Genomic DNA, 23,171 nt, shown 5'->3' on the forward strand with positions numbered 1-23,171 from the left:
CCAAATAATGTCTTTTAAAGATCTACAACTACGCAAAACTATTCGACGAGCTGTTGCCGAAGCTGGATATGACACCCCAACGGAAGTTCAAATAAAAACCATCCCTCATATTTTAGCGAAAAAAGACGTGATTGTTTCTGCTCAAACGGGTACAGGGAAAACCGCTGCATTCGCATTACCTATTTTAAATTCTTTATTAGATCAACAAGATGCCCCAAAAAAAGGAAAAACCATAAAAGCCTTAATTATTAGTCCAACACGAGAGCTAGCCATACAAATTCAGGAAAATTTTAAAACCTACAGCACTTATACGAACTTAAGAACCGCAGTAATATATGGAGGCACCTCATTGGAACCTCAAAAAAATATTTTAAAAAAAGGAATTGACATATTAACTGCTACTCCTGGACGCTTATTGGATTTACATAAACAAGACATTGTAAATCTTGATTATGTAGAAACACTAGTTTTGGATGAAGCGGACCTGATGCTTGATATGGGATTTATCGATGATGTTAGAAAGATTGAGCGGTTATGTACTCGAGAAAAACAAATTCTTTTGTTTTCGGCTACCATACCCCATAAGGTTGAATATCTCGCCAACACCATCTTAAACAATCCCGAACGAATTGAAGTAGCACAAAATTCATCAACTTCTAAAGAGGTAAACCAGCTACTTTATTATGTTCCGAAGCGCAATAAAATTGAATTGTGTTTACACCTTTTAAGGAATACCATAGGAGGAAGTATAATAATTTTTAGACGCACCAAATTTGGAGTAGATAAGCTTGAAAAAACCTTATTAAAAAACGGATATAAAGTTGACAGTATCCATGGAGATAAAAGTCAGACAGCAAGGCAAGAGGCCTTAAATAGATTTAAAAATAACGATGTTAATATTCTAATAGCAACAGATGTAGCTGCCAGAGGAATTGACATTAACGAATTAGATGCTGTTGTTAATTTTGATCTTCCAAATATTCCAGAAACTTATGTCCATAGAATTGGTCGAACTGCAAGGGCAGGTAATTCGGGAGAAGCTTATTCTTTTTGTTCTGCAGATGAAAAGAATTATGTTAAATCCATACAAGAGTTAATTAAATTAAAGATTAATGTTATTGAGGACCACCCCTATTCTATGGATCCTAAAGCTAAAACTATTATTCATAAATCAAAAAACCCTAAAAGTAAACATAAGAAAGGTAGAAAGAGTCAAGCTTCAAAAAAGAAAAAGAAACGCTGGTACTAATGAAAGAGGAAATATTAAAACTTATTAATAATCTTGATTTACGGCCTCATCCAGAAGGTGGTTACTTCAAAGAAACCTATAGAAGCAGCGACATAATTACAGAGGATAATTTAAATGATAATTTTCAAGGTGATAGAAATTTTTCGACGGCAATATATTTTTTATTGACTTCTGATTCTTTTTCAGCTTTTCATCGTATTAATCAAGATGAGTTTTGGCATTTTTATAAAGGATCTTCTATTAAACTTCACATCATTTCTGATGACGGTATTTATTCAGTTATAACAATTGGTAATAACCTTGAAACAGGTGAAGTGCCACAATTCGTTGTTCCTGCGAAACATTGGTTTGCCGCAGAAGTAATAAAAAATGATAGCTATAGTCTAATAGGTTGTACTGTATCTCCTGGATTTGACTTCAAAGATTTTGAACTTGCCGAAAGATCTCAACTCATTTCAGAATTTCCAAATCACAAAACCGAAATATCAAGGCTTACACGAAAATAAAGAACCATTATTCCAATCTTCGGTTAAAATAATGCTTCAAAAATGAAACTTGTACAAATGACATTAGTGCTAAAAGCATCATGGCATACATTAAAGTTTTAGACATTTTAAAACCTGATAACACATCCGAAATACTGCTCTTTACAAACAATATTTTATCCGAGCTTGATAGCCAATTAGATGTTTCGGTTGGTGCTTCAAAAAACAATATATAACTTATTAAGGCACCAAACCCTAAAAAAATTATAGTCCAAGTAAATTTTGAAATCAAAGGTTTATAAACGGTTGCTTGAGAATAATCAGTTACTCGAGCCATAACATTGTCTATAAAATCACTAGACGGACTTTTTAATGATGCATCTCTAAAAACTTTCTTAGTTAAATCATCCAAATATTTATCTTCCTGGTCTTTCATAATTTTCTATTATTTCTGGTTCCAACCTTTCTCTTAATATATGCGCTAATTTTTTTCTACTTCTAAATAGCTTAACCTTCACATTATTTGCCGTTAAACCAATAGTTTTTGAAATTTCATCTAAAGATAACTCTTCAAAATAATACAAGGTTAACAAAAACGCATCGTCAGAAGGCAACATCGCGATACAATCTTTAATGGATTGTTTATATTCTTCCTGTTCCAAATAATTTAAAGCATTATCAATTGTTTTAATTTCATGCTCTGTAAACTCATTTATAGCTACATTATTAAAATATTTTTTATTTTTCTTTATTCTATCCAAACACGTGTTATAAGTAACTTTATAAATCCATGTTGAGAATTTAGAATCACCCTTAAACTTGGCCAAAGATTTATAAACTTTAATGAATGCGTCTTGCGCAACTTCTTCTGCCTCTTCTGTATTTTTCAACATTCTAAGAGCTAAAGTAAACACTAAATTTTTGTAACGACCTACCAATGTTGAAAAAGCATGTGTATCGCCTTCAAGCACTAAATTAATATAATGTTGGTCGTTGGTGGTCATTTTATTTTAAGACGACAATATGCTTTTTAAGGTTACACACTATCAAAATTATTTTTTTAATAAATTCTGTAACCAAATTGAAAAACATATCGTCATAAGCTATGAACACATTAAATTTAATCAATTAAAAAACAAAAATTATGGAAATGTTAATACCTATTAGCCTATTTGCCGCCATTTTCGGAATGGTTTACCTCTATCTTTCTACACGCAACAAAGAACGACTAGCACTTATTGAAAAAGGAGCAGACGCCAGTATTTTTATGAAAGGAGCAAACAACAAAGCTCCAATGTGGAAAGTTATTCTAGTAAATATTGCTGTTCTTTTAATGGGAATAGGTTGTGGTGTATTTATTGCTACCTTGCTGGATGAATACACAAGATTGGGAGATGCAGTATATCCTGGAACCATATTCTTAACTGCCGGTATTAGTTTATTAATAGGTTTTAATATGACCAAAAACTTAAATAAAGAGTAAGAATCATCAATCAAAAAACATTAAAACCTGTTTTCTATTTGAGAACAGGTTTTTTATTCTATGGGAAAATCAAAATAAGTATCTGGAAACAGTTCGCTTCTTTGGGTAAAATGCCACCATTCCTTTGGATAATTCCTAAACCCATTCTTTAGCATGACATCTTGTAATAATTGCCTGTTTGCTTTTTGTTCGTTAGTTATATCTTCATAATCAACCCAAGACTGCATTCCAAAAAAATCGTAGTTACTGCCCATATCTAAATCCTCCATTGTATCTAAATTCATGATGGTTAAATCAACTGTGCTACCTTTTGTATGTCCAGAACGTGAAGCTATATATTCTTCCTTAAATAAATTCTTTTTATCAACATCTGGATAAAATCTGGATTTGTTAATGGTATCATTCAAATCTCTTGCCCAACTAATAAAATGATTAACAGCTCTTTGTGGTCTGTAACCATCATAAACCTTCAATCCTAAGTTTTTCTTTCTTAATTCATCTTGAATCACCTTTAAAGCGCTCGTGGTGTTTTTAGTTAAAATTAAACATTTATTATTGTAACCATCAATTGGTTTTCCGACGAAATTATTGGATGAATAATATCTTAAATCAACAACCAAATCTGGAATTATATCGTTAGCATAAACAAAACCTTTAGGCAATTGAGCAAAACCCAAATAGCATATAAACAATGTGAATAAAAAGAGATTAAACTTCATTAAGTAGGTGATTTATGCTAATTTAGAAAATAAAAAAATATGCGCCTATCGAAAGCCCATAATTTAAACCTTCGGGACGGAGATGTAATATACTATCCGAATTTCTTAAATAAGAATGAGGCCGAGAAATACTTTAAGTATTTAAGGAATAATTTGGAATGGCAACAAGATAAAATTACTGTTTTTGGCAAAACTTATGACCAACCTCGTTTAACCGCTTTCTTTGGAAATAATAGCAACCCTTATTCTTATAGTGGTCTTACAATGCATCCAAAATCATTTGAGAATGATTTATTGCAACTGAAAAACTTAATTGAAAAAGAATTTAAATTAGAATTCACAAGTTGTCTGGCTAACTTATATCGAGATGGAAGCGATAGTAATGGTTGGCATGCAGATAATGAAAAAGAGCTCGGTATAAACCCAATTATAGCTTCGGTAAGTTTTGGTGAACCCAGGGTTTTTCATTTTAAACATAAACGAGATAAAACGCATAGAACAAAATTAGTATTAACTCATGGTAGTTTGCTACTTATGCAAGGAAGTACACAAGAAAACTGGCTGCATCAACTTCCTAAAACAAAAAAGCAGATTGGAGAACGGATTAATTTAACATTTCGAATTATTCCACAAAAAAACCGAGTTCCCTCAAACTCGGTTCTTTCTTAATTTGCTTTTTACTTACGAAGTTAGATTTAGGGTCTCTATATCAACAACATAATGCAAATATTAATTAATTAATCCATTGAACTAAAAAGTATGTTATTTAGTACACATCAAAAGTAAAAATATAAATGACACACAACGATTAAAAACATATAAAATCGATGAAATACACTTTTTTTTAACATTAATCGATGTATTACGCCTTATAATCGATGAAATACCAATTTTTAAGGAATATAAAAAAGCAATAAATTATAATTTAATTAGTTATTTCTATTAGTAAATTTGGTTAATTATTAAAATAAATTTCTGTTTTATGAAGATTAAATTTTTGTTTCTTTTATTTATTTTTTCAACCTCAATGATTTCTCAAACTGAATCCTTTATTGAGAAAGAATTAACTATTACTAAATATGTTGAAGGTACATTGCTGTTACCCAATAAAAATGATCATAATTCTCTTGCGATTATTATTGGAGGTTCTGGTCCTACTGACCGAAATGGAAATCAGAACTTCTTAAAAAATAATTCGTTAAAAAAATTAGCAGAAGCACTATCATCTAAAGGGATTGCGAGTTTTAGATATGACAAACGGGTAGTCAAACAAATAAAACTTGGTATCATTGATGAAAATATTTTATTTGATGATTTTGTTGAAGATGCGATTTCTACGATTACTTACTTTAGAAATAAAAACATATTTAAAAAAATATATGTTATAGGTCATAGCCAAGGAAGTCTAGTTGGTATGATTGCAGCGAAAAATCGAGCAAATGGATTTATTTCCTTGGCTGGTGCTGGAGAAAGTATCGACAATGTTATTATAGAACAGATTAACAAAACGGCTCCGCAATTTAATGGCGATACGAAACGCATACTTCAAGCAATTAAAAAAGGCAAAAAAGTAAAAGATTATCCCCCTGCCCTTAAATCGGTTTTTAGAGAAGATATACAAGAATTTATGAAGAATTGGATGAGCTATGAACCTACTAAGATTATAAAAGAATTAGAAATACCTATCCTTATTATAAACGGTGATAAAGACTTACAAACAACAGTGTCTGAAGCAATAAAATTGAAAGAAGCAAGACCTAACTCTCAAATCGCTATTATAAAAAATATGAATCACGTACTGGTTCCAATAACTGGAAACGACCTTGATAATTCAAAATCTTATAATGAACTTAATCGTAAAATATCAGAAGAGCTTATCGAGAATATTGTGAAATTTATAAACACAAACTAGTTTTACACTGAACATTAAAAAATTATAAGTAAACGAAGTAATTATGCTGGTTTAACGAAAAAAAGCTTAATGTTAGCGATTAAATTATGAGTGGTAAGGACAACTCATTTAGTTTTAGAATTTTAAACAAGACCCCAAGTATGAAAAAACTCCAGATAACTTTACTCGTTTTTTTGTTTTGTTCTATTATTAACGCCCAAGAATTTGCAATTGGTATCAAAGGAGGACTTAACAAGTATAATATTGGTGATGTTTTATCATTTGGTGGCTCTTTTCAGCAAGGAGCTCCTAACGAAATCTTTTCTCCCAATAATGAATTGAATTTTCATTTCGGAGCATTTTTAGATATCTCATTTGGTAATTTTTTTGTAAGACCTGAATTAATTTTTGGTTCTATAAATAATAATTACGATTTTCCTAATCAAACATCAGAATGGAAAACTTCAAAAGTCGATATTCCAATTTTAGTCGGCTATAAGGTTTTCGATCCGGTGGCCATTTATGTTGGCCCTACTTTTAGCTTTAACCAAGATGTAACTTTAGATGGTGCTAACAATGAAAATGGAGCATCAATTATTCCTTATGAGGAAAATTTAGCGCATTTTAGTTTTGGAATTCAAGTAGAATTTAAACGGTTTGGGGTTGATTTACGTTATAATCTTCCAGCCAAAGAAATTCCCACTACAAGGAATGATTTTAATTTCTCTGAATATGGCGTAAATCAAGCAGACATCAAAGCATTTGAGCCTTCGCAAATGAGTTTAAGTTTAAATATATTTTTATTTAGAACAGATGGTGATGATGTTGATGACTTTTTCTCTAATTTATTCAAGAGTAATAAATGTTGGTGCCCAAAATAAAAATTAAGCAACATCAAAAATAGAAAAAGCATCACGAATAACGTGATGCTTTTTTTAACTAACCAACCAAAAATATGGATTACAATTCAAAAGTTTAAAGTAACCACTCAATAAACTTTCTTGTTATGATTGTAATTATTAATATTATAACAAATCATGTGCCAAAGTGAAATAATTTGTTTTTTTATTTTATCTATATTAGATTTTTAAACGAACATTTTATTCATGGATAATCAACCTTTTTTTACAAACGACACTATTGTTTTTGGATTATTGATGCTTTCTCTAGGCTTTGTTTTCTTTACCTCAACCAGTAACAATCCATATTGGAAAAAATTCTACAAATATATCCCTGCACTTCTTATGGCATATATGCTTCCAGGCGTATTAACAACCTTGGGGTTGATATCTCCAGAATGGACATCGGTTTCAGAATCAGGAAAAATTACGACTCATACTTCTCAAGTATATTATGTAGCGAGTAGGTATCTGTTGCCAGCTTCATTAGTTTTATTAACATTAAGTATCGATTTAAAAGCAGTTTTCAATCTTGGCCCTAAAGCGTTAATAATGTTTTTAACAGGTACAGTAGGCGTTATCATCGGAGGTCCAATTGCCGTTTTATTAATATCGATTGTTTCACCTGAAACAGTAGGTGGGATTGGTCCTGATGCAGTATGGAGAGGATTATCTACTGTAGCTGGAAGTTGGATTGGTGGTGGTGCAAATCAAGCTGCTATGCTTGAAATATACGGATATAATACTGAAAACTATGCGAGCATGGTTTTAGTGGATATTATTGTTGCTGAAATATGGATGGCAATTTTAATTCTTGGTATTGGAAAGAATGAACAAATAGATAAGTGGCTGAAAGCAGACACATCAGCCATAGAAGCTTTAAAAATAAAGGTGTCAACTTATGCCTCTAAAATTGAAAGAAACCCAGGTTTATCAGATCACATGATAATTCTTGGTATAGCTTTTACAGTAGTGGGAATGGCTCATTATGGAGCAAATACCATTTCAGAATTTTTAAAAACGAATTTTGAAGCTGTAAGTGATAAAAGTTCGGCACTCTCTTCATTCGGTTCACAATTCTTTTGGATGGTAACTATTGCAACTGCAATCGGTATCGTTTTATCCTTTACTAGATTCAGAAAGTACGAAGGTGCTGGAGCGAGTAAAATAGGAAGTGTGTTTATTTGGGTATTAGTGGCTACCATAGGTATGAAAATGGATCTTACTAAAATTGCAGATAATCCCGGATTGATTGTAGTTGGCTTAGTTTGGATGACAATCCATGTTGGTCTGTTAATTTTAGTGGCAAAACTAATAAAAGCTCCATATTTCTTCTTAGCTGTAGGGAGTAAAGCCAATATCGGTGGTGCTGCTTCAGCTCCTGTTGTTGCTGCTGCTTTTCACCCTTCATTAGCCACTGTTGGTGTTTTATTAGCTGTATTTGGATATGTTGTAGGCACCTATGGCGCTATGATTTGCACAGAATTAATGAAAGTTGCTGCGGCTGGATAATATTTCAATATAAATTAGCATATTTGCGGTCTTAAAACCTAAAATTAAAAATGAAGAAATTATTATTACTTTTTGCAATCTTTTTTGCTATTTCATGTGCAAAGAAACAACCAGATTTATTAGTAAAAGCTAATATTAAAGGATTAAAAAAAGGGATTGTATATTTAAAAAAGGCTCAGGATTCGTCAATCATTACGATAGACTCAGTTATTGTTAATGGAAACTCGAACCTTGAATTAACAAGTAATATAGACTCTCCAGAGATGTTCTTTTTATATTTAGATAAAAACAGTGATGAAGAAGACAGAATTTCATTTTTTGCTGATAAAGGGATAACTGAAATAAACACAACACTTAAAAATTTTGCTTTTGATGCCAAAATAAATGGATCGGAACAACAAAAAACTATAGAAGAGTATCAGCTTTTAATGTCCCGTCTAAATGATAGAAATCTGGACTTAATCAAAGAAAGTTTTGAAGCTCAAAAAAACGGTGACTCTAATGCAGTTGCCAATTTCGAGGCTAAACAAAATAGCATTATCAAAAGCCGTTATTTACAAACCGTAAATTTTGCATTAAATAATAATGATAGTGAAGTGGCGCCTTATTTAGCTTTATCTAAAATTTATGATGCTAGATTTAAGTTTTTAGATACCATAAACAAAATGCTAACTCCAAAAGTTAAAGCATCAAAATATGGTAAAGAACTTCAAATGCATTTAGACAGAATACAAACAGAAGACGAATAAAAAATAATAAATAAAGGTCTTTCAAATGAAAGCCCTTTATTTTTGATTTTATCCCAATTTATTGATTTTTTCTATCAGTGCCCTACCTTTAGATTCTAGATCATTCCTAATAGCTTTAAAATGCGATTTCTTATTTTCCACACTCTTATCGTTTGCTTTAGTTATTAACTCATCGAAAGTGGCAATAGCCTCATCAATAATGGCTTCACTCTTTTTTGTATCCTTGTCTGTGTTTGAGTATTCCCAAACATAAACCGCTTCAATAATATCGCCTAAAACATAATTAATATCTTTCTTTAGGTCTCTAACATTTGCCATTTTTTATTTTTTTAAAGTTTAAACAAAAGTAATTAAATTATTCAATTATCGTTTTGATTATGGTTAACAAAACGTCTATTTTAAACATAAACTTCTAACAGTTTTCCTTTATTGGAATTCAATTCGTAATGCTTAATACTTGCTGGGAGTAGTAAGGTTTCTCCTTGTTTTAATATTTCAGAAAAGTTATCTGTTGAAATCTCTACTTCACCTTCAACACAGATATAAATAATAAAAGAATCGAAAGTGTTTTCTTTAGATAATTTGGTGTTTATATCAATATAGTTTGTTGTAAAATATGGACAACTAACCATCTGGTTTGATTGATTAATTGTTTTAGCGTAATCTACTCTAAAATTATCTGGCATTTCAAAATCAATGGCATCAAGAGCTAAATCGTTATGCAACTCTCTTTCATTACCTCCACTATCCACCCTATCCCAATCGTAAACACGATAGGTAATATCACTAGTTTGTTGTATTTCCGCGACTATAACTCCTGCTCCTATGGCATGAATACGTCCAACTTCAATAAAATAAGTATCTCCTTTTTTTACTTGATCAAAATTTAAAATATCTGTTAGTGTTTTATTACTAAGGTGTTCCAAATACTTCTTTGGAGTTATATGTTGGTTAAAACCTACTATTAAATTGGAATCTTGATCTGCTTGAAATGTATACCACATTTCTGTTTTACCAAAAGAATCATGTCTTTTTGCAGCTAATTCATCATTAGGATGCAGTTGAATAGACAAGTCTTCTCTTGCATCTATAAATTTTATAAGCAAAGGAAACTTGTTTCCAAAAATACGATAGTTATTTTCTCCTATTAAGTCTGCTTTAAAAGTTTCAATTAAACTCTTTAAAGATTGCCCTTTCAAATTACCATTTGAAACAACAGATCTATCACCTTCAACATCACTAATCTCCCAGCTTTCACCAATATTATCTAAACTAGATTTTTTATTCAAAATAGTTTTTAGTTTTTCTCCTCCCCAAATTTTAGACTTCAGGATTGGATCGAACTTTAAAGGATATAATTTTTGATTCATGATTAATTACCCGAATAGGTTACAAAATTTCTGGGTGTTTCATAAAGTGTTATTTCTAACTTTAAATTTTTAGCCAGCCTAGGCTTAATTTTATTATAAATAACAACAGAAATATTTTCGGCAGTTGGGTTTAAGTCTTTAAAATCTTCAACCTGTAAATTCAAATTTTTATGATCGAAAGCATCTTCAACTTCTACTTTAATTATGTCTTTCAATATTTTCATATCGATAACATACCCAGTCTCTTGATCAATTTTACCAGTAACACTTACAATGAGTTCATAATTATGACCATGGAAATTTGGATTATTACATTTACCAAAGACTTCATAATTCTTTTCATCATTCCAATCTTTTCGGTACAGCCTATGCGCTGCATTGAAATGGGCTTTTCTACTAACTGTAACTTTATTCATGCATTTTAATATTTATATGTTGGTAGAATTTTTCGAAAATGATTTTAAACCATTCTGTATAATTTTTTGGATGCTGCTCTATATCGGCTTTAACATCTGCCAAAGGCACCCACTTCCAGTCCGCAACCTCATCTTCATTAATAACCGGAACATCATTATAATTTCCCACCATTACATGATCCAACTCATGTTCTGTTAAACCATTATCAAAAGGAGCCTTGTAGATAAATGAAATGGTTTCTGTTAAATCCGTGACAAATCCCATTTCTTCTTCCAAACGCCTTTTCCCTGCATCAATATTGCTTTCACCGTCTCTCTGGTGGCTACAACATGTATTCGTCCATAGTCCTGGAGAATGGTATTTGTGTAACGCCCTTTGTTGCAACATTAATTCGTTATTATCATTAAATATAAACACCGAAAATGCGCGATGCAACAAAGCTTTTTCATGAGCTTCTAACTTTGGCATTAAGCCAATTTTTTCATCTAGCTCATTAACTAAGATTACTTTTTCTTCTTCCATAGATTAACAAAAATACCAAGTTAATTTAGAAATACATAATAAGTCAATAAAATTAAAAACCTTCAAAGACATTTATTTTATTGAGGTTAATAATATTATCTTTGCAACCGATTTTCACAATTACTTATGAGTTTTTTAAAAGAAATACAGCGTAGACGGACCTTTGGAATTATTTCTCATCCTGATGCAGGTAAAACAACGCTAACCGAGAAATTACTACTTTTTGGTGGTGCCATTCAAGAGGCTGGAGCTGTAAAAAGTAATAAAATAAAAAAGGGTGCAACCAGTGATTTTATGGAAATTGAGCGCCAACGTGGTATTTCGGTTGCAACCTCTGTATTAGCTTTTGAATATAATGGAATAAAAGTTAATATTTTAGATACACCTGGGCATAAAGATTTTGCAGAAGATACTTTCAGAACACTAACAGCAGTAGATAGCGTAATTGTTGTTATTGATGTTGCAAAAGGGGTTGAGGAACAAACAGAAAAACTTGTTGAAGTTTGCAGAATGCGAAAAATTCCAATGATTGTTTTTATAAACAAGCTGGATAGAGAAGGTAAAGATGCATTCGATTTGCTTGATGAAGTAGAACAGAAATTAGGACTTAGTGTAACACCCTTAAGTTTTCCTATTGGTATGGGGTATGACTTTAAGGGTATTTATAATATTTGGGAAAAGAACATTAATTTATTTAGCGGAGATAGTAGAAAAAATATCGAAGAAACTATACACGTTTCCGATTTAAGTTCAGATGACTTGGACACTCTAATTGGAGAGCAATCTGCTAACGAATTAAGAGACAACTTGGAATTAGTTGAAGGTGTTTATCCCGAATTTAACAAAGATGACTACCTTAATGGTAACCTTCAACCCGTATTTTTTGGCTCAGCTTTAAATAATTTTGGTGTTAGGGAATTATTAGACTGTTTCGTTGAAATTGCCCCAAAACCAAGACCAAAAGAAAGTGAAGAGCGCCTCATTAAACCTGATGAGAACAAATTTACTGGATTTGTTTTTAAAATCCATGCTAATATGGATCCAAATCATAGAGACCGATTGGCTTTCATTAAAATAGTATCAGGAACCTTTGAAAGAAACAAACCTTATCTGCATGTTCGTAACAATAAAAAGATGAAATTCTCTAGTCCAAATGCCTTTTTCGCAGAGAAAAAACAAATTGTAGACATATCTTACCCTGGAGACATTGTAGGACTTCACGATACTGGCAATTTTAAAATTGGAGACACTTTAACAGAGGGTGAGCAAATAAATTATAGAGGAATTCCAAGTTTCTCTCCAGAACACTTTAGATATATTAATAATGCAGATCCTTTAAAATCCAAGCAACTTTATAAAGGTATAGATCAATTAATGGATGAAGGTGTGGCACAACTTTTTACTTTAGAATTGAATGGCCGAAAAATTATAGGAACGGTTGGAGCACTGCAATATGAAGTCATTCAGTATAGATTAGAGCATGAATACGGAGCAAAATGTACATACGAGAATTTGAATGTTTTTAAAGCTTGCTGGGTAGACCCAGAAGAAGTATTAACAGATGAATATAAAGAGTTTGTTAGGGTTAAACAACGCTTTCTAGCCAAAGACAAGCAAAACCAACTGGTATTTTTAGCCGATTCTGCATTTTCGTTACAAATGACACAGCAAAAGTACCCTAGCATTAAATTCCATTTTACATCTGAGTTTAATTAAGAATAACTGTAGTTAATCTATTTATCGAAATTATTAGCCTGTTAAACTACTTTTTTAACTAGCTGATTTTTTAGTCTTTAGATTTATACAAGATTCATAACCCCAAAATGATCTAATCATGGAAATAAATGCCAAAGAATTTAGTAATAATGATATTACTGTGACATACGACCCATGTCAATGTACTTTGTCTGAAGTTTGTGCAAAAGAATTATCTGATGTATTTAGTAATACTGTAATTCCTTGGATTAATTTAGATAATGCAACGAAAACAGAAAGCATTATTAACCAAGTAAAACGATGTCCCTCTGGAGCATTAAAATTTCACCTAAACAATAAGAAAAAAGCTAGTTAAGTTCAATAATAAGTGTTGATTAAAAAATTCCTTTAGAAATTAATTTCCAAAGGAATTTTTATTTTTATGCATTATTACAATTAGGCTTGTCCAGTTGGACCAAAATTCAATGGAATTGGTGGTTGCTCATAATCTTTAATTTCACCATGAGCATTTTCAAAACGAGTTATATTATCTCCCAGTGCTTTTAGCAAACGTTTTGCGTGCTGAGGTGTAAGTATGATTCGAGATTTTACTTTGTTTTTTGGAACACCAGGCATGATGTTCACGAAATCTACCACAAACTCTGATACGGAATGATTGATAATTGCCAAGTTAGAATATGTTCCTTCAGCAACTTTTTCATCCAACTCAATATTAATTTGCCCTTGCTTTTGCTTATCCTTTTCGTTCGCCATAACTTTTATTTTTAAATATTAAAAGCCTTCTAGTTAATATAACAAGAAGGCTTTTGTTTTATAAATACCTGCGATAACAGGAATAATTATTAATTATAATTCAACTCTTGCTTAACTTGCATCATTTCATCAAACTCTTCTTTAGAGCCAACAATAATGTTGTTATAGCTTCGCATACCAGTTCCAGCTGGTATTCTATGTCCAACTATTACATTCTCTTTTAAGCCTTCAAGCGTATCTACCTTACCTGCAACCGCCGCTTCATTAAGAACTTTTGTTGTTTCTTGGAAGGAAGCTGCCGAGATAAACGATTTTGTTTGTAGAGATGCTCTTGTTATACCTTGCAGTATTGGAGTTGCCGTAGCTGGTTTAGCGTCTCTTGCAACAACAAGTTGCTTATCTTCTCTTCTTAAAATAGAATTTTCATCTCTTAATTCACGTGGTGTAATAATTTGACCTGCCTTAAGGTTTTCTGAATCTCCAGCTACTTCGATCACTTTCATGCCGAAAATTTCATCATTCTCTTTTATGAAATCAGCTTTATGCGCTAATTGATCTTCTAAGAAAATGGTATCACCAGAATCAATGATTCTAACCTTACGCATCATTTGTCTTACAACAACCTCGAAGTGCTTATCGTTAATTTTCACACCTTGTAAACGATATACTTCCTGTACTTCATTAACCAAGTACTGCTGAACAGCTGAAGGTCCTTTAATATTTAAGATATCATTTGGAGTAATTGAACCATCAGATAAAGGCATACCAGCTTTTACGTAATCATTTTCTTGAACAAGAATTTGATTAGATAATTTTACTAAATACTTCTTAACTTCACCTAACTTAGATTCAACAATAATCTCACGATTACCTCTTTTTATTTTACCAAATGAAACCACACCATCAATCTCACTAACAACAGCTGGATTAGAAGGATTACGCGCTTCAAATAATTCTGTTACACGAGGAAGACCACCAGTAATATCACCTGCTTTTGCAGATTTACGAGGAATCTTAACTAGTATTTTTCCAACACTAATCTTATCGCCATCGTCAATCATTAAATGAGCTCCTACAGGTAGGTTGTACGAACGCATTGTTTCCCCTTTTCCATCTTCGATATGAAGTGTTGGAATTAGTTTCTTATTTCTTGATTCTGAAATAACCTTTTCTTGGAATCCAGTTTGCTCATCTATTTCAACCTGATAAGTAACTCCTTGCTCAATATTTTCATATCTAACTTTACCAGCAAATTCTGAAATAATTACACCATTATATGGATCCCATTGACAAACAACATCTCCTTTCTTAAGTTCTTGACCATTCTTAACAAAAATACTAGAACCATAAGGAATATTATTTGTACTTAAAACTATACCTGTTTTCTTATCTGTTAATTTAAGCTCAGAAGTTCGTGAGATAACAATATCAACATCATTGCCTTCGCTATCTTGTCCTTTAACGGTTTTTAGATCTTCAATCTCTGCAATACCATCAAACTTAACAGCTAATTTATTTTCTTCTGAAATGTTACCTGCAATACCACCTACGTGGAATGTACGAAGTGTTAACTGTGTTCCAGGTTCTCCAATAGATTGTGCGGCTACAACACCAACAGCTTCACCACGTTGAACCATTTTACCTGTCGCTAAATTACGACCGTAACATTTAGCACAAATACCTTGCAAAGCTTCACAAGTTAATGCAGAACGCACTTCGACACTTTCAATTGGAGAATCTTCTATAGATTTCGCAATATCATCTTCAATTAATTGTCCGGCAGCAACAAGAAGCTCATCTGTTAATGGGTTATAAACATCATTTAAAGATGTACGTCCCACGATTCTTTCTTCTAACTTTTCAACAACTTCATCGTTTTTCTTTAACGGCTCAACTTCAACACCTCTTAATGTACCACAATCAACAGAGTTGATTATTACATCTTGAGACACATCAACTAAACGACGTGTTAAGTAACCCGCATCTGCAGTTTTAAGAGCGGTATCTGCTAAACCTTTACGAGCACCGTGAGTAGAGATAAAGTATTCTAAAATTGAAAGACCTTCTTTAAAGTTAGAAAGAATTGGATTCTCAATAATCTCTCCACCACCTGCGTTAGATTTTTTAGGTTTCGCCATTAATCCACGCATACCTGTAAGTTGACGAATCTGTTCTTTAGATCCACGAGCTCCAGAATCAAGCATCATAAACACCGAGTTAAATCCTTGTTGGTCTTCACGAATTCGCTTCATTGACAATTCTGTCAACTCTGCATTAGTAGATGTCCAGATATCAATAACTTGGTTATAACGCTCATTATTAGTAATAAGTCCCATGTTATAGTTTCCGGTAATACCATCAACTAAACCATTCGCTTTATCAATCATACCCTGTTTTTCTGGTGGTATGATAATATCACCTAAACTAAACGATAACCCTCCTTGAAATGCAAACTTGAATCCTAATGTTCTAATTGCATCTAGGAAATCTGCCGTTTCTGGAACAGATGTTACTTTAAGAATATCACCAATAATATCTCTTAAAGATTTCTTGGTTAATACTTGATTGATAAATCCTGCAGCTTGAGGTACATGTTGATTAAACAGTACACGACCAACTGTGGTTTCTACAATCATTCTATCTAATTTACCATCATCATTTATATCAATAGTTCTTACTTTTATACCTGCATTCAAATCAACTCTATTCTCATTGAAAGCAATTTCAACTTCTTCTGGAGAATAGAATGTTAAACCTTCACCTAGAATTGGCACTTCTAGAGTAGACTTACGCAACTTAGTCATATAATAAAGACCAAGAACCATATCTTGAGAAGGAACCGTTACTGGTGATCCATTTGCTGGATTTAAGATATTATGAGATGCCAACATTAATAATTGACATTCCAAAATAGCTTCTGGTCCAAGCGGTAAATGCACTGCCATTTGGTCACCATCGAAATCGGCATTAAATGCGGTACACACTAATGGGTGTAATTGGATAGCTTTACCTTCAATTAATTTTGGTTGAAAAGCTTGTATACCCAATCTATGTAATGTAGGCGCACGGTTTAGTAATACTGGATGTCCTTTAAGAACATTTTCCAAGATATCCCAAACCACTGGCTCTCTTTTATCTATAATTTTCTTTGCAGATTTTACTGTTTTAACAATACCCCTTTCAATTAATTTTCTAATGACGAAAGGCTTGTATAACTCAGCTGCCATATTTTTAGGCAGTCCACATTCGAATAATTTTAATTCTGGACCAACAACAATCACAGAACGCGCAGAATAATCAACACGCTTACCAAGTAAGTTTTGACGAAAACGCCCTTGCTTACCTTTAAGTGAATCAGATAATGATTTTAATGGTCTGTTAGAATCTGTTTTTACAGCTGATGACTTACGTGTGTTATCGAATAAAGAATCCACAGACTCTTGTAACATACGTTTTTCATTACGTAAAATTACTTCTGGAGCCTTGATTTCAACCAATCTTTTAAGACGGTTGTTACGAATAATTACACGACGATATAAATCATTTAAATCAGACGTTGCAAAACGACCACCATCTAGTGGTACCAATGGACGTAATTCTGGCGGAATGATTGGAATAACTTTCATAATCATCCACTCCGGACGATTCTCTCTGTTATTATTAGATTCACGCAATGCTTCAACAACTTGTAAACGTTTTAAAGCCTCGGTTTTACGTTGTTTAGACGTTTCAGTGTTTGCTTTATGGCGTAACTCGTATGATAAAGATTCTAAATCAATTCTTGCTAAAAGCTCAATTAAACACTCAGCTCCCATCTTAGCTAAAAACTTTTCAGGATCTGAATCGTCTAAATATTGATTCTCCTGCGGAAGTGATTCTAAAATGTTTAGGTATTCTTCTTCTGTTAAGAAATCCATCTTTTGTAATGGCTCACCTTCTTCATTTTTAGCATTACCAGGTTGAATTACTACATAACGTTCGTAGTAAATAATCATATCTAATTTCTTAGATGGTAATCCTAATAAATAACCAATTTTGTTTGGTAACGAACGGAAATACCAGATATGTGCTACAGGTACCACCAAGTTGATGTGCCCTACCCTATCACGACGTACTTTCTTTTCAGTTACTTCAACACCACAACGGTCACAAACAATACCCTTGTAACGAATTCTTTTATACTTACCACAAGCACACTCGTAATCCTTTACAGGACCAAAAATACGCTCACAGAACAAACCATCACGTTCTGGTTTGTGTGTTCGATAATTAATAGTTTCTGGTTTTAAAACTTCACCTCTAGACTCTGCTAAAATAGACTCTGGTGATGCTAAACCAATGGAGATTTTATTAAATCTCTTAACTGCATTTTTATCTTGTTTTCTTGCCATAATATATGGTTGAAATGAATTTAATTAATTAACTACTCCTCTAATCTGATGTCTAGCCCTAAACCTTTCAATTCGTGCATTAATACGTTGAAAGATTCTGGTAAACCTGGATCTGGCATTGGTTCGCCTTTAACTATACTTTCGTAAGTTTTAGCTCTTCCAATAACATCATCAGATTTTACAGTTAAGATCTCACGTAAGGTACTTGATGCTCCATAAGCCTCAAGTGCCCAAACTTCCATCTCACCAAAACGCTGTCCACCAAACTGTGCTTTACCACCTAAAGGTTGTTGCGTAATTAATGAGTAAGGCCCTATTGAACGTGCGTGCATTTTATCATCTACCATGTGTCCTAATTTCAACATGTAGATTACACCAACTGTTGCTGGCTGATCGAAGCGCTGACCAGTTCCTCCATCGTATAAATAAGTATGCCCGTATCTTGGAATACCTGCTTCATCAGTTAAGGTGTTAATCTGATCGATATTAGCACCGTCAAAAATCGGCGTCGCATAAGTACGTCCTAATTTTTGACCTGCCCAGCCAAGAACAGTTTCATAAATCTGACCAATATTCATACGAGATGGTACACCAAGTGGATTCAATACGATATCAACAGGAGTTCCATCTTCTAAGAACGGCATATCTTCTTGACGAACAATACGAGCAACAATACCTTTGTTACCGTGACGACCCGCCATTTTATCACCTACTTTAAGTTTACGCTTCTTAGCAATATAAACCTTAGCTAACTTGATAATTCCAGCTGGTAACTCGTCACCAACAGAAATAGTAAACTTCTCACGACGCAATGACCCTTGTAAATCGTTCTCCTTAATTTTATAGTTGTGAATTAAGTCTGCAACTAATTTATTTGTGTGGTCATCTGTTGTCCATTTACCAGACACTAAATGCGCATAATCATCAACAGCGTTCAACATTTTAAGAGTGAACTTTTTACCTTTTGGTAATACTTCTTCACCTAAATCATTAAAAATACCTTGAGCCGTTTTACCGTTTACAATAGCAAATAATTTTTCAATTAAAGTATCTTTTAACGCATCAAACTTAGCATCATATATACCCTCTAATTGTAAAATATCATCTTTATCTTGTGCTCTCTTACGCTTATCTTTTACTGCTCTAGCAAATAATTTTTTCTCAATTACTACACCATTCAATGAAGGAGAAGCTTTTAAAGATGCATCTTTTACATCACCTGCTTTATCACCAAAGATAGCGCGTAAAAGTTTTTCTTCTGGTGTTGGATCACTTTCACCTTTTGGTGTAATTTTTCCAATTAAAATATCTCCAGGCTTAACTTCAGCACCGACGCGGATCATTCCGTTTTCATCTAAATCTTTTGTAGCTTCTTCAGAAACGTTAGGAATATCATTAGTTAATTCTTCATTACCTAATTTAGTATCTCTCACTTCGAGAGAATACTCGTCGATGTGAATTGATGTGAAAATATCTTCACGAACAACTTTTTCAGAAATTACAATAGCATCCTCAAAGTTATACCCTTTCCATGGCATAAATGCCACTTTCATATTTCTACCAAGAGCTAATTCTCCTTTTTGAGTTGCATAACCCTCACATAAAACCTGACCTTTGGTTACTTTATCTCCTTTAACAACAATTGGTTTAAGGTTGATAGATGTTCCCTGGTTTGTTTTTCTAAATTTAACTAATTCATACGTTTTAATATCACTATCAAAACTTACTTTAGCCTCATCTTCAGTACGGGCATATTTGATTTTAATTTCATTAGCATCAACATAAAGCACTTCTCCATCGCCTTCCGCATTAATTAAGACTCTTGAATCTGACGCTACTTGACGCTCTAAACCTGTACCGACTATTGGTGCTTGAGGTAATAATAATGGAACTGCTTGACGCATCATGTTAGATCCCATCAAGGCTCTGTTTGCATCATCATGCTCCAAGAATGGAATTAATGATGCAGATATTGATGAAATTTGGTTTGGTGCAACGTCTGTATAATGTAATCCTTTAGGATCAATTACAGGGAAGTCACCTTCCATACGAGCAATTACCTTATCATGAAGAATTTTACCATCACCATCAACTTCTACTGTAGCTTGAGCAATTAATTTTTCTTCCTCCTCTTCTGCACTTAAATAAGTTGGTGCATTTTTAATATCTACAACTCCATCTTCAACTTTTCTGTAAGGTGTTTCAATGAATCCCATAGAATTCACTTTGGCAAATACTGAAAGTGAAGATATTAAACCAATATTTGGTCCCTCTGGTGTTTCAATTGGACATAAACGACCATAATGAGTATAGTGAACATCACGAACCTCAAAACCTGCTCTTTCGCGAGAAAGACCACCTGGTCCTAACGCTGATAAACGACGTTTATGAGTAATCTCTGCTAATGGATTTGTTTGATCCATAAACTGAGATAACTGGTTTGTTCCAAAGAATGAATTAATTACCGACGATAATGTTTTCGCATTAATTAAATCTATTGGCGTAAACACCTCGTTGTCTCGAACGTTCATACGCTCACGAATAGTACGTGCCATACGTGCTAATCCAACACCAAATTGAGATGATAACTGTTCACCTACTGTACGTACACGACGATTAGATAAGTGATCAATATCATCAATCTCTGCTTTAGAGTTAATAAGCTCGATTAAATATTTTATAATAGTAATGATATCTTCTTTGGTAAGCACCTGCTTATCCATACCAATATCAAGACCTAATTTTTTGTTCATTCTATATCGACCTACTTCTCCAAGAGAGTAACGTTGGTCTGAGAAGAATAATTTATCTATAATACCACGTGCAGTTTCCTCATCTGGCGGTTCTGCATTACGTAGTTGTCTATAGATATGCTCAACAGCCTCTTTTTCAGAGTTCGTTGGATCTTTTTGAAGAGTGTTGTGAATAATTGCATAATCACCTTGTTCTGCACTTTCTTTATGTAAAAGAATTGTTTTAACACCAGCTTCAAGAATTTCTTCTATGTTTTCTTTATCAAGAATGGTATCACGATCAAGCACGATTTCGTTACGCTCGATAGAAACAACCTCTCCAGTATCCTCATCAACAAAATCCTCATGCCATGTATTTAAAACACGAGCAGCTAATTTTCTTCCTAAATATTTCTTTAATCCCGATTTTGAAACTTTAACCTCTTCAGCTAAATCAAAAATCTCTAAGATATCTTTATCACGCTCAAAACCTATTGCTCTAAATAAAGTAGTAACAGGTAACTTTTTCTTTCTATCAATGTATGCATACATTACCTGATTAATATCCGTGGCAAATTCAATCCAAGAACCTTTGAAAGGAATTACTCTGGCAGAATATAATTTAGTACCATTGGCGTGGAATGATTGACCGAAGAAAACACCCGGTGAACGGTGTAACTGAGACACAACTACGCGCTCTGCACCGTTGATAACAAAAGTGCCACTTGGTGTCATGTAAGGAATAGTTCCTAAATACACATCTTGAACAATGGTTTCAAAATCTTCATGTTCAGGATCTGTACAATATAACTTTAACCTTGCTTTTAATGGAACACTGTATGTAAGTCCTCGTTCTATACATTCATCTATAGCATATCTTGGGGGATCTACGAAGTAATCTAAAAATTCTAAAACAAATTGATTACGAGAATCTGTAATAGGGAAATTTTCCATGAAGGTATTATAAAGACCTTCATCTCCTCTTTCTTCAGATTTTGTTTCTAATTGGAAAAAATCCTGGAAGGATTTAATCTGAATATCTAAGAAATCTGGATATTCGGTTCTATTTACAATAGAAGAGAAATTTAATCTTTCGGCTTGTGTTGATAACATCAATGGACGGAATTTTGATTAAAAAATATTTGAAAGTGCCTTAAACACTAGTAAAACAACCTTAATTAAACCTACTTAAAAAGGTTATTCATTCGATTTATTTGAGTATATGATTATATACGCAAAATGGTCTAGGTGTTATCACGCCTTTATAGCGTGATAAACCTAAACCTTTGTATTGTTGCGGTAATTAAGCTTACTTAAGCTCAACCTCAGCTCCAGCTTCTTCTAAAGATGCTTTTAAAGCTTCTGCTTCGTCTTTAGATACTGCTTCTTTGATAGCACTTGGTGCTTCGTCAACTAAACCTTTAGCTTCTTTTAATCCTAAACCAGTTAATTCTTTAACTAATTTTACAACTGCTAATTTAGAACCACCAGCTGCTTTTAAAATAACATCAAATTCAGTTTGAGCTTCTGCTTCTTCTCCACCAGCAGCAGCACCTCCAGCAGCAACAGCTACAGCTGCAGCAGCAGGCTCGATACCATACTCATCTTTTAATATAGTAGCTAACTCGTTTACTTCTTTTACTGTTAAGTTAACTAATTGTTCTGCGAAATCTTTTAAATCTGCCATTTTCTATCGTTTTTAATAATTTTTTAATTTTAATATAATTGTAATAAAGTGCGTACTTTTTAATTCTATCCTTCTTTTTCAGATAGTGTTTTAATAATACCAGCTAATGTCCCTCCACTTGATTTAAGTGCAGAAATAACATTTTTAGCAGGAGACTGTAATAATCCAACAATATCTCCTATCAATTCTTCTTTAGATTTGATATCTACTAACATGTCTAATTGCTCGTCGCCAATGTAAACAGTCTCTTCAATGAAAGCACCTTTTAGTAAAGGTTTTTCTGATTTCTTTCTGAAGGCTTTAATAACTTTGGCTGGAACATTACCAGTTTCTGAATACATTACCGAAGTATTACCTTTTAAAACTTCTGGAAGGCTTCCAAACTCTCTGTCTGAAGCTTCCATAGCTTTCTCTAATAATGTATTTTTAACAACTGCTAATCTTACGTTTGCTTTGTGACATGCACGACGTAAATCTGAGGTTGTACCTGCATTTAATCCTGAAATATCTGTTAAATAGATATTTGCGTTATTGGCTAATTCTGCAGTTAAGTCCTCAATTACTTGTGATTTTTCTTCTCTTGTCATAATAAAAGT

General features: G+C 32.9%; 22 protein-coding genes. 10 read left to right on the top strand and 12 right to left on the bottom strand.

What is annotated here, in order from left to right:
* The first annotated feature begins 7 nt into the window (after positions 1 to 7).
* On the top strand, positions 8 to 1,249 hold the full coding sequence (locus FEF17_RS00340) for a DEAD/DEAH box helicase (protein ID WP_139000386.1): 1,242 nt from the start codon (positions 8 to 10) through the stop codon (positions 1,247 to 1,249).
* On the top strand, positions 1,249 to 1,755 hold the full coding sequence (locus FEF17_RS00345) for a cupin domain-containing protein (RefSeq protein WP_139000387.1): 507 nt from the start codon (positions 1,249 to 1,251) through the stop codon (positions 1,753 to 1,755). The genes FEF17_RS00340 and FEF17_RS00345 overlap by 1 nt, the downstream gene beginning before the upstream one ends.
* Before the next feature lie 7 nt (positions 1,756 to 1,762).
* On the opposite strand, the gene FEF17_RS00350 is transcribed toward FEF17_RS00345, so the two are convergent.
* Together FEF17_RS00350 and FEF17_RS00355 are read right to left on the bottom strand one after the other, a co-directional pair.
* The gene (locus FEF17_RS00350) at positions 1,763 to 2,170 is read right to left on the bottom strand and encodes a hypothetical protein (RefSeq protein WP_139000388.1); all 408 of its coding nucleotides are present in this window, start codon (positions 2,168 to 2,170) and stop codon (positions 1,763 to 1,765) included.
* On the bottom strand, positions 2,151 to 2,738 hold the full coding sequence (locus FEF17_RS00355; RefSeq protein ID WP_139000389.1) for an RNA polymerase sigma factor: 588 nt from the start codon (positions 2,736 to 2,738) through the stop codon (positions 2,151 to 2,153). Before FEF17_RS00355 ends, FEF17_RS00350 begins: the two co-directional genes overlap by 20 nt.
* Positions 2,739 to 2,878: 140 nt before the next feature.
* On the opposite strand from FEF17_RS00355, the gene FEF17_RS00360 reads away from it, so the two are divergent.
* On the top strand, positions 2,879 to 3,217 hold the full coding sequence (locus FEF17_RS00360; protein ID WP_139000390.1) for a DUF6249 domain-containing protein: 339 nt from the start codon (positions 2,879 to 2,881) through the stop codon (positions 3,215 to 3,217).
* Between the two features lie 53 nt (positions 3,218 to 3,270).
* Here the strand turns inward: FEF17_RS00360 and FEF17_RS00365 are convergent, their stop codons facing one another.
* Positions 3,271 to 3,936 carry a M15 family metallopeptidase gene (locus FEF17_RS00365; RefSeq protein WP_139000391.1) on the bottom strand — a complete coding sequence of 222 codons (666 nt, stop codon included), beginning with the start codon at positions 3,934 to 3,936 and terminating at the stop codon, positions 3,271 to 3,273.
* 39 nt (positions 3,937 to 3,975) lie between these two features.
* On the opposite strand from FEF17_RS00365, the gene FEF17_RS00370 reads away from it, so the two are divergent.
* The 5 genes from FEF17_RS00370 to FEF17_RS00390 all read left to right on the top strand — a co-directional run bounded on the left by FEF17_RS00370 (position 3,976) and on the right by FEF17_RS00390 (position 8,987).
* Entirely contained in the window at positions 3,976 to 4,605 is a 630-nt protein-coding gene (locus FEF17_RS00370) for an alpha-ketoglutarate-dependent dioxygenase AlkB family protein (RefSeq protein ID WP_139000392.1), read from the top strand.
* A 313-nt stretch (positions 4,606 to 4,918) separates the two neighbouring features.
* Positions 4,919 to 5,848: an alpha/beta hydrolase gene (locus FEF17_RS00375; protein WP_139000393.1), complete on the top strand. Its 930-nt coding sequence runs from the start codon at positions 4,919 to 4,921 to the stop codon at positions 5,846 to 5,848.
* 140 nt (positions 5,849 to 5,988) lie between these two features.
* Entirely contained in the window at positions 5,989 to 6,708 is a 720-nt protein-coding gene (locus FEF17_RS00380) for a porin family protein (protein ID WP_170180949.1), read from the top strand.
* Between the two features lie 225 nt (positions 6,709 to 6,933).
* Complete coding sequence (locus tag FEF17_RS00385; RefSeq protein WP_139000395.1) at positions 6,934 to 8,238, top strand: DUF819 family protein; 1,305 nt, start codon at positions 6,934 to 6,936, stop codon at positions 8,236 to 8,238.
* A gap of 50 nt (positions 8,239 to 8,288) precedes the next feature.
* Positions 8,289 to 8,987: a DUF4369 domain-containing protein gene (locus tag FEF17_RS00390; RefSeq protein ID WP_139000396.1), complete on the top strand. Its 699-nt coding sequence runs from the start codon at positions 8,289 to 8,291 to the stop codon at positions 8,985 to 8,987.
* Between the two features lie 48 nt (positions 8,988 to 9,035).
* On the opposite strand, the gene FEF17_RS00395 is transcribed toward FEF17_RS00390, so the two are convergent.
* The 4 genes from FEF17_RS00395 to idi form a co-directional block, all read right to left on the bottom strand.
* Positions 9,036 to 9,305: a hypothetical protein gene (locus FEF17_RS00395; protein WP_139000397.1), complete on the bottom strand. Its 270-nt coding sequence runs from the start codon at positions 9,303 to 9,305 to the stop codon at positions 9,036 to 9,038.
* Between the two features lie 80 nt (positions 9,306 to 9,385).
* Positions 9,386 to 10,357 (bottom strand): type I phosphomannose isomerase catalytic subunit, encoded by a 972-nt coding sequence (locus tag FEF17_RS00400; RefSeq protein WP_139000398.1) that lies wholly within the window; start codon positions 10,355 to 10,357, stop codon positions 9,386 to 9,388.
* Between the two features lie 2 nt (positions 10,358 to 10,359).
* The gene (locus FEF17_RS00405) at positions 10,360 to 10,773 is read right to left on the bottom strand and encodes a 6-pyruvoyl trahydropterin synthase family protein (RefSeq protein WP_139000399.1); all 414 of its coding nucleotides are present in this window, start codon (positions 10,771 to 10,773) and stop codon (positions 10,360 to 10,362) included.
* Positions 10,766 to 11,296 (bottom strand): isopentenyl-diphosphate Delta-isomerase, encoded by a 531-nt coding sequence (gene idi / locus FEF17_RS00410; RefSeq protein WP_139000400.1) that lies wholly within the window; start codon positions 11,294 to 11,296, stop codon positions 10,766 to 10,768. Before idi ends, FEF17_RS00405 begins: the two co-directional genes overlap by 8 nt.
* Positions 11,297 to 11,422: 126 nt before the next feature.
* On the opposite strand from idi, the gene FEF17_RS00415 reads away from it, so the two are divergent.
* Both FEF17_RS00415 and FEF17_RS00420 read left to right on the top strand, forming a co-directional pair.
* The gene (locus FEF17_RS00415; protein ID WP_139000401.1) at positions 11,423 to 13,012 is read left to right on the top strand and encodes a peptide chain release factor 3; all 1,590 of its coding nucleotides are present in this window, start codon (positions 11,423 to 11,425) and stop codon (positions 13,010 to 13,012) included.
* A gap of 118 nt (positions 13,013 to 13,130) precedes the next feature.
* Positions 13,131 to 13,367 carry a (4Fe-4S)-binding protein gene (locus FEF17_RS00420; protein ID WP_139000402.1) on the top strand — a complete coding sequence of 79 codons (237 nt, stop codon included), beginning with the start codon at positions 13,131 to 13,133 and terminating at the stop codon, positions 13,365 to 13,367.
* Positions 13,368 to 13,447: 80 nt separating this feature from the next.
* Here the strand turns inward: FEF17_RS00420 and FEF17_RS00425 are convergent, their stop codons facing one another.
* From FEF17_RS00425 to rplJ, 5 genes are all read right to left on the bottom strand, one after another.
* The gene (locus FEF17_RS00425) at positions 13,448 to 13,765 is read right to left on the bottom strand and encodes a DUF3467 domain-containing protein (protein ID WP_139000403.1); all 318 of its coding nucleotides are present in this window, start codon (positions 13,763 to 13,765) and stop codon (positions 13,448 to 13,450) included.
* A gap of 89 nt (positions 13,766 to 13,854) precedes the next feature.
* Complete coding sequence (rpoC, locus tag FEF17_RS00430; RefSeq protein ID WP_139000404.1) at positions 13,855 to 18,156, bottom strand: DNA-directed RNA polymerase subunit beta'; 4,302 nt, start codon at positions 18,154 to 18,156, stop codon at positions 13,855 to 13,857.
* Positions 18,157 to 18,188: 32 nt separating this feature from the next.
* The gene (gene rpoB, locus FEF17_RS00435) at positions 18,189 to 22,001 is read right to left on the bottom strand and encodes a DNA-directed RNA polymerase subunit beta (RefSeq protein ID WP_139002100.1); all 3,813 of its coding nucleotides are present in this window, start codon (positions 21,999 to 22,001) and stop codon (positions 18,189 to 18,191) included.
* A 196-nt stretch (positions 22,002 to 22,197) separates the two neighbouring features.
* A complete protein-coding gene (gene rplL, locus FEF17_RS00440) occupies positions 22,198 to 22,575 on the bottom strand; it encodes a 50S ribosomal protein L7/L12 (protein ID WP_139000405.1) in 378 nt (125 codons plus the stop codon).
* A gap of 65 nt (positions 22,576 to 22,640) precedes the next feature.
* Positions 22,641 to 23,162: a 50S ribosomal protein L10 gene (gene rplJ / locus FEF17_RS00445; protein ID WP_139000406.1), complete on the bottom strand. Its 522-nt coding sequence runs from the start codon at positions 23,160 to 23,162 to the stop codon at positions 22,641 to 22,643.
* Between the last annotated feature and the right edge of the window lie 9 nt (positions 23,163 to 23,171).

Source organism: Hyunsoonleella aestuarii (assembly GCF_006148925.1).
GTDB classification, from domain to species: domain Bacteria; phylum Bacteroidota; class Bacteroidia; order Flavobacteriales; family Flavobacteriaceae; genus Algibacter_D; species Algibacter_D aestuarii.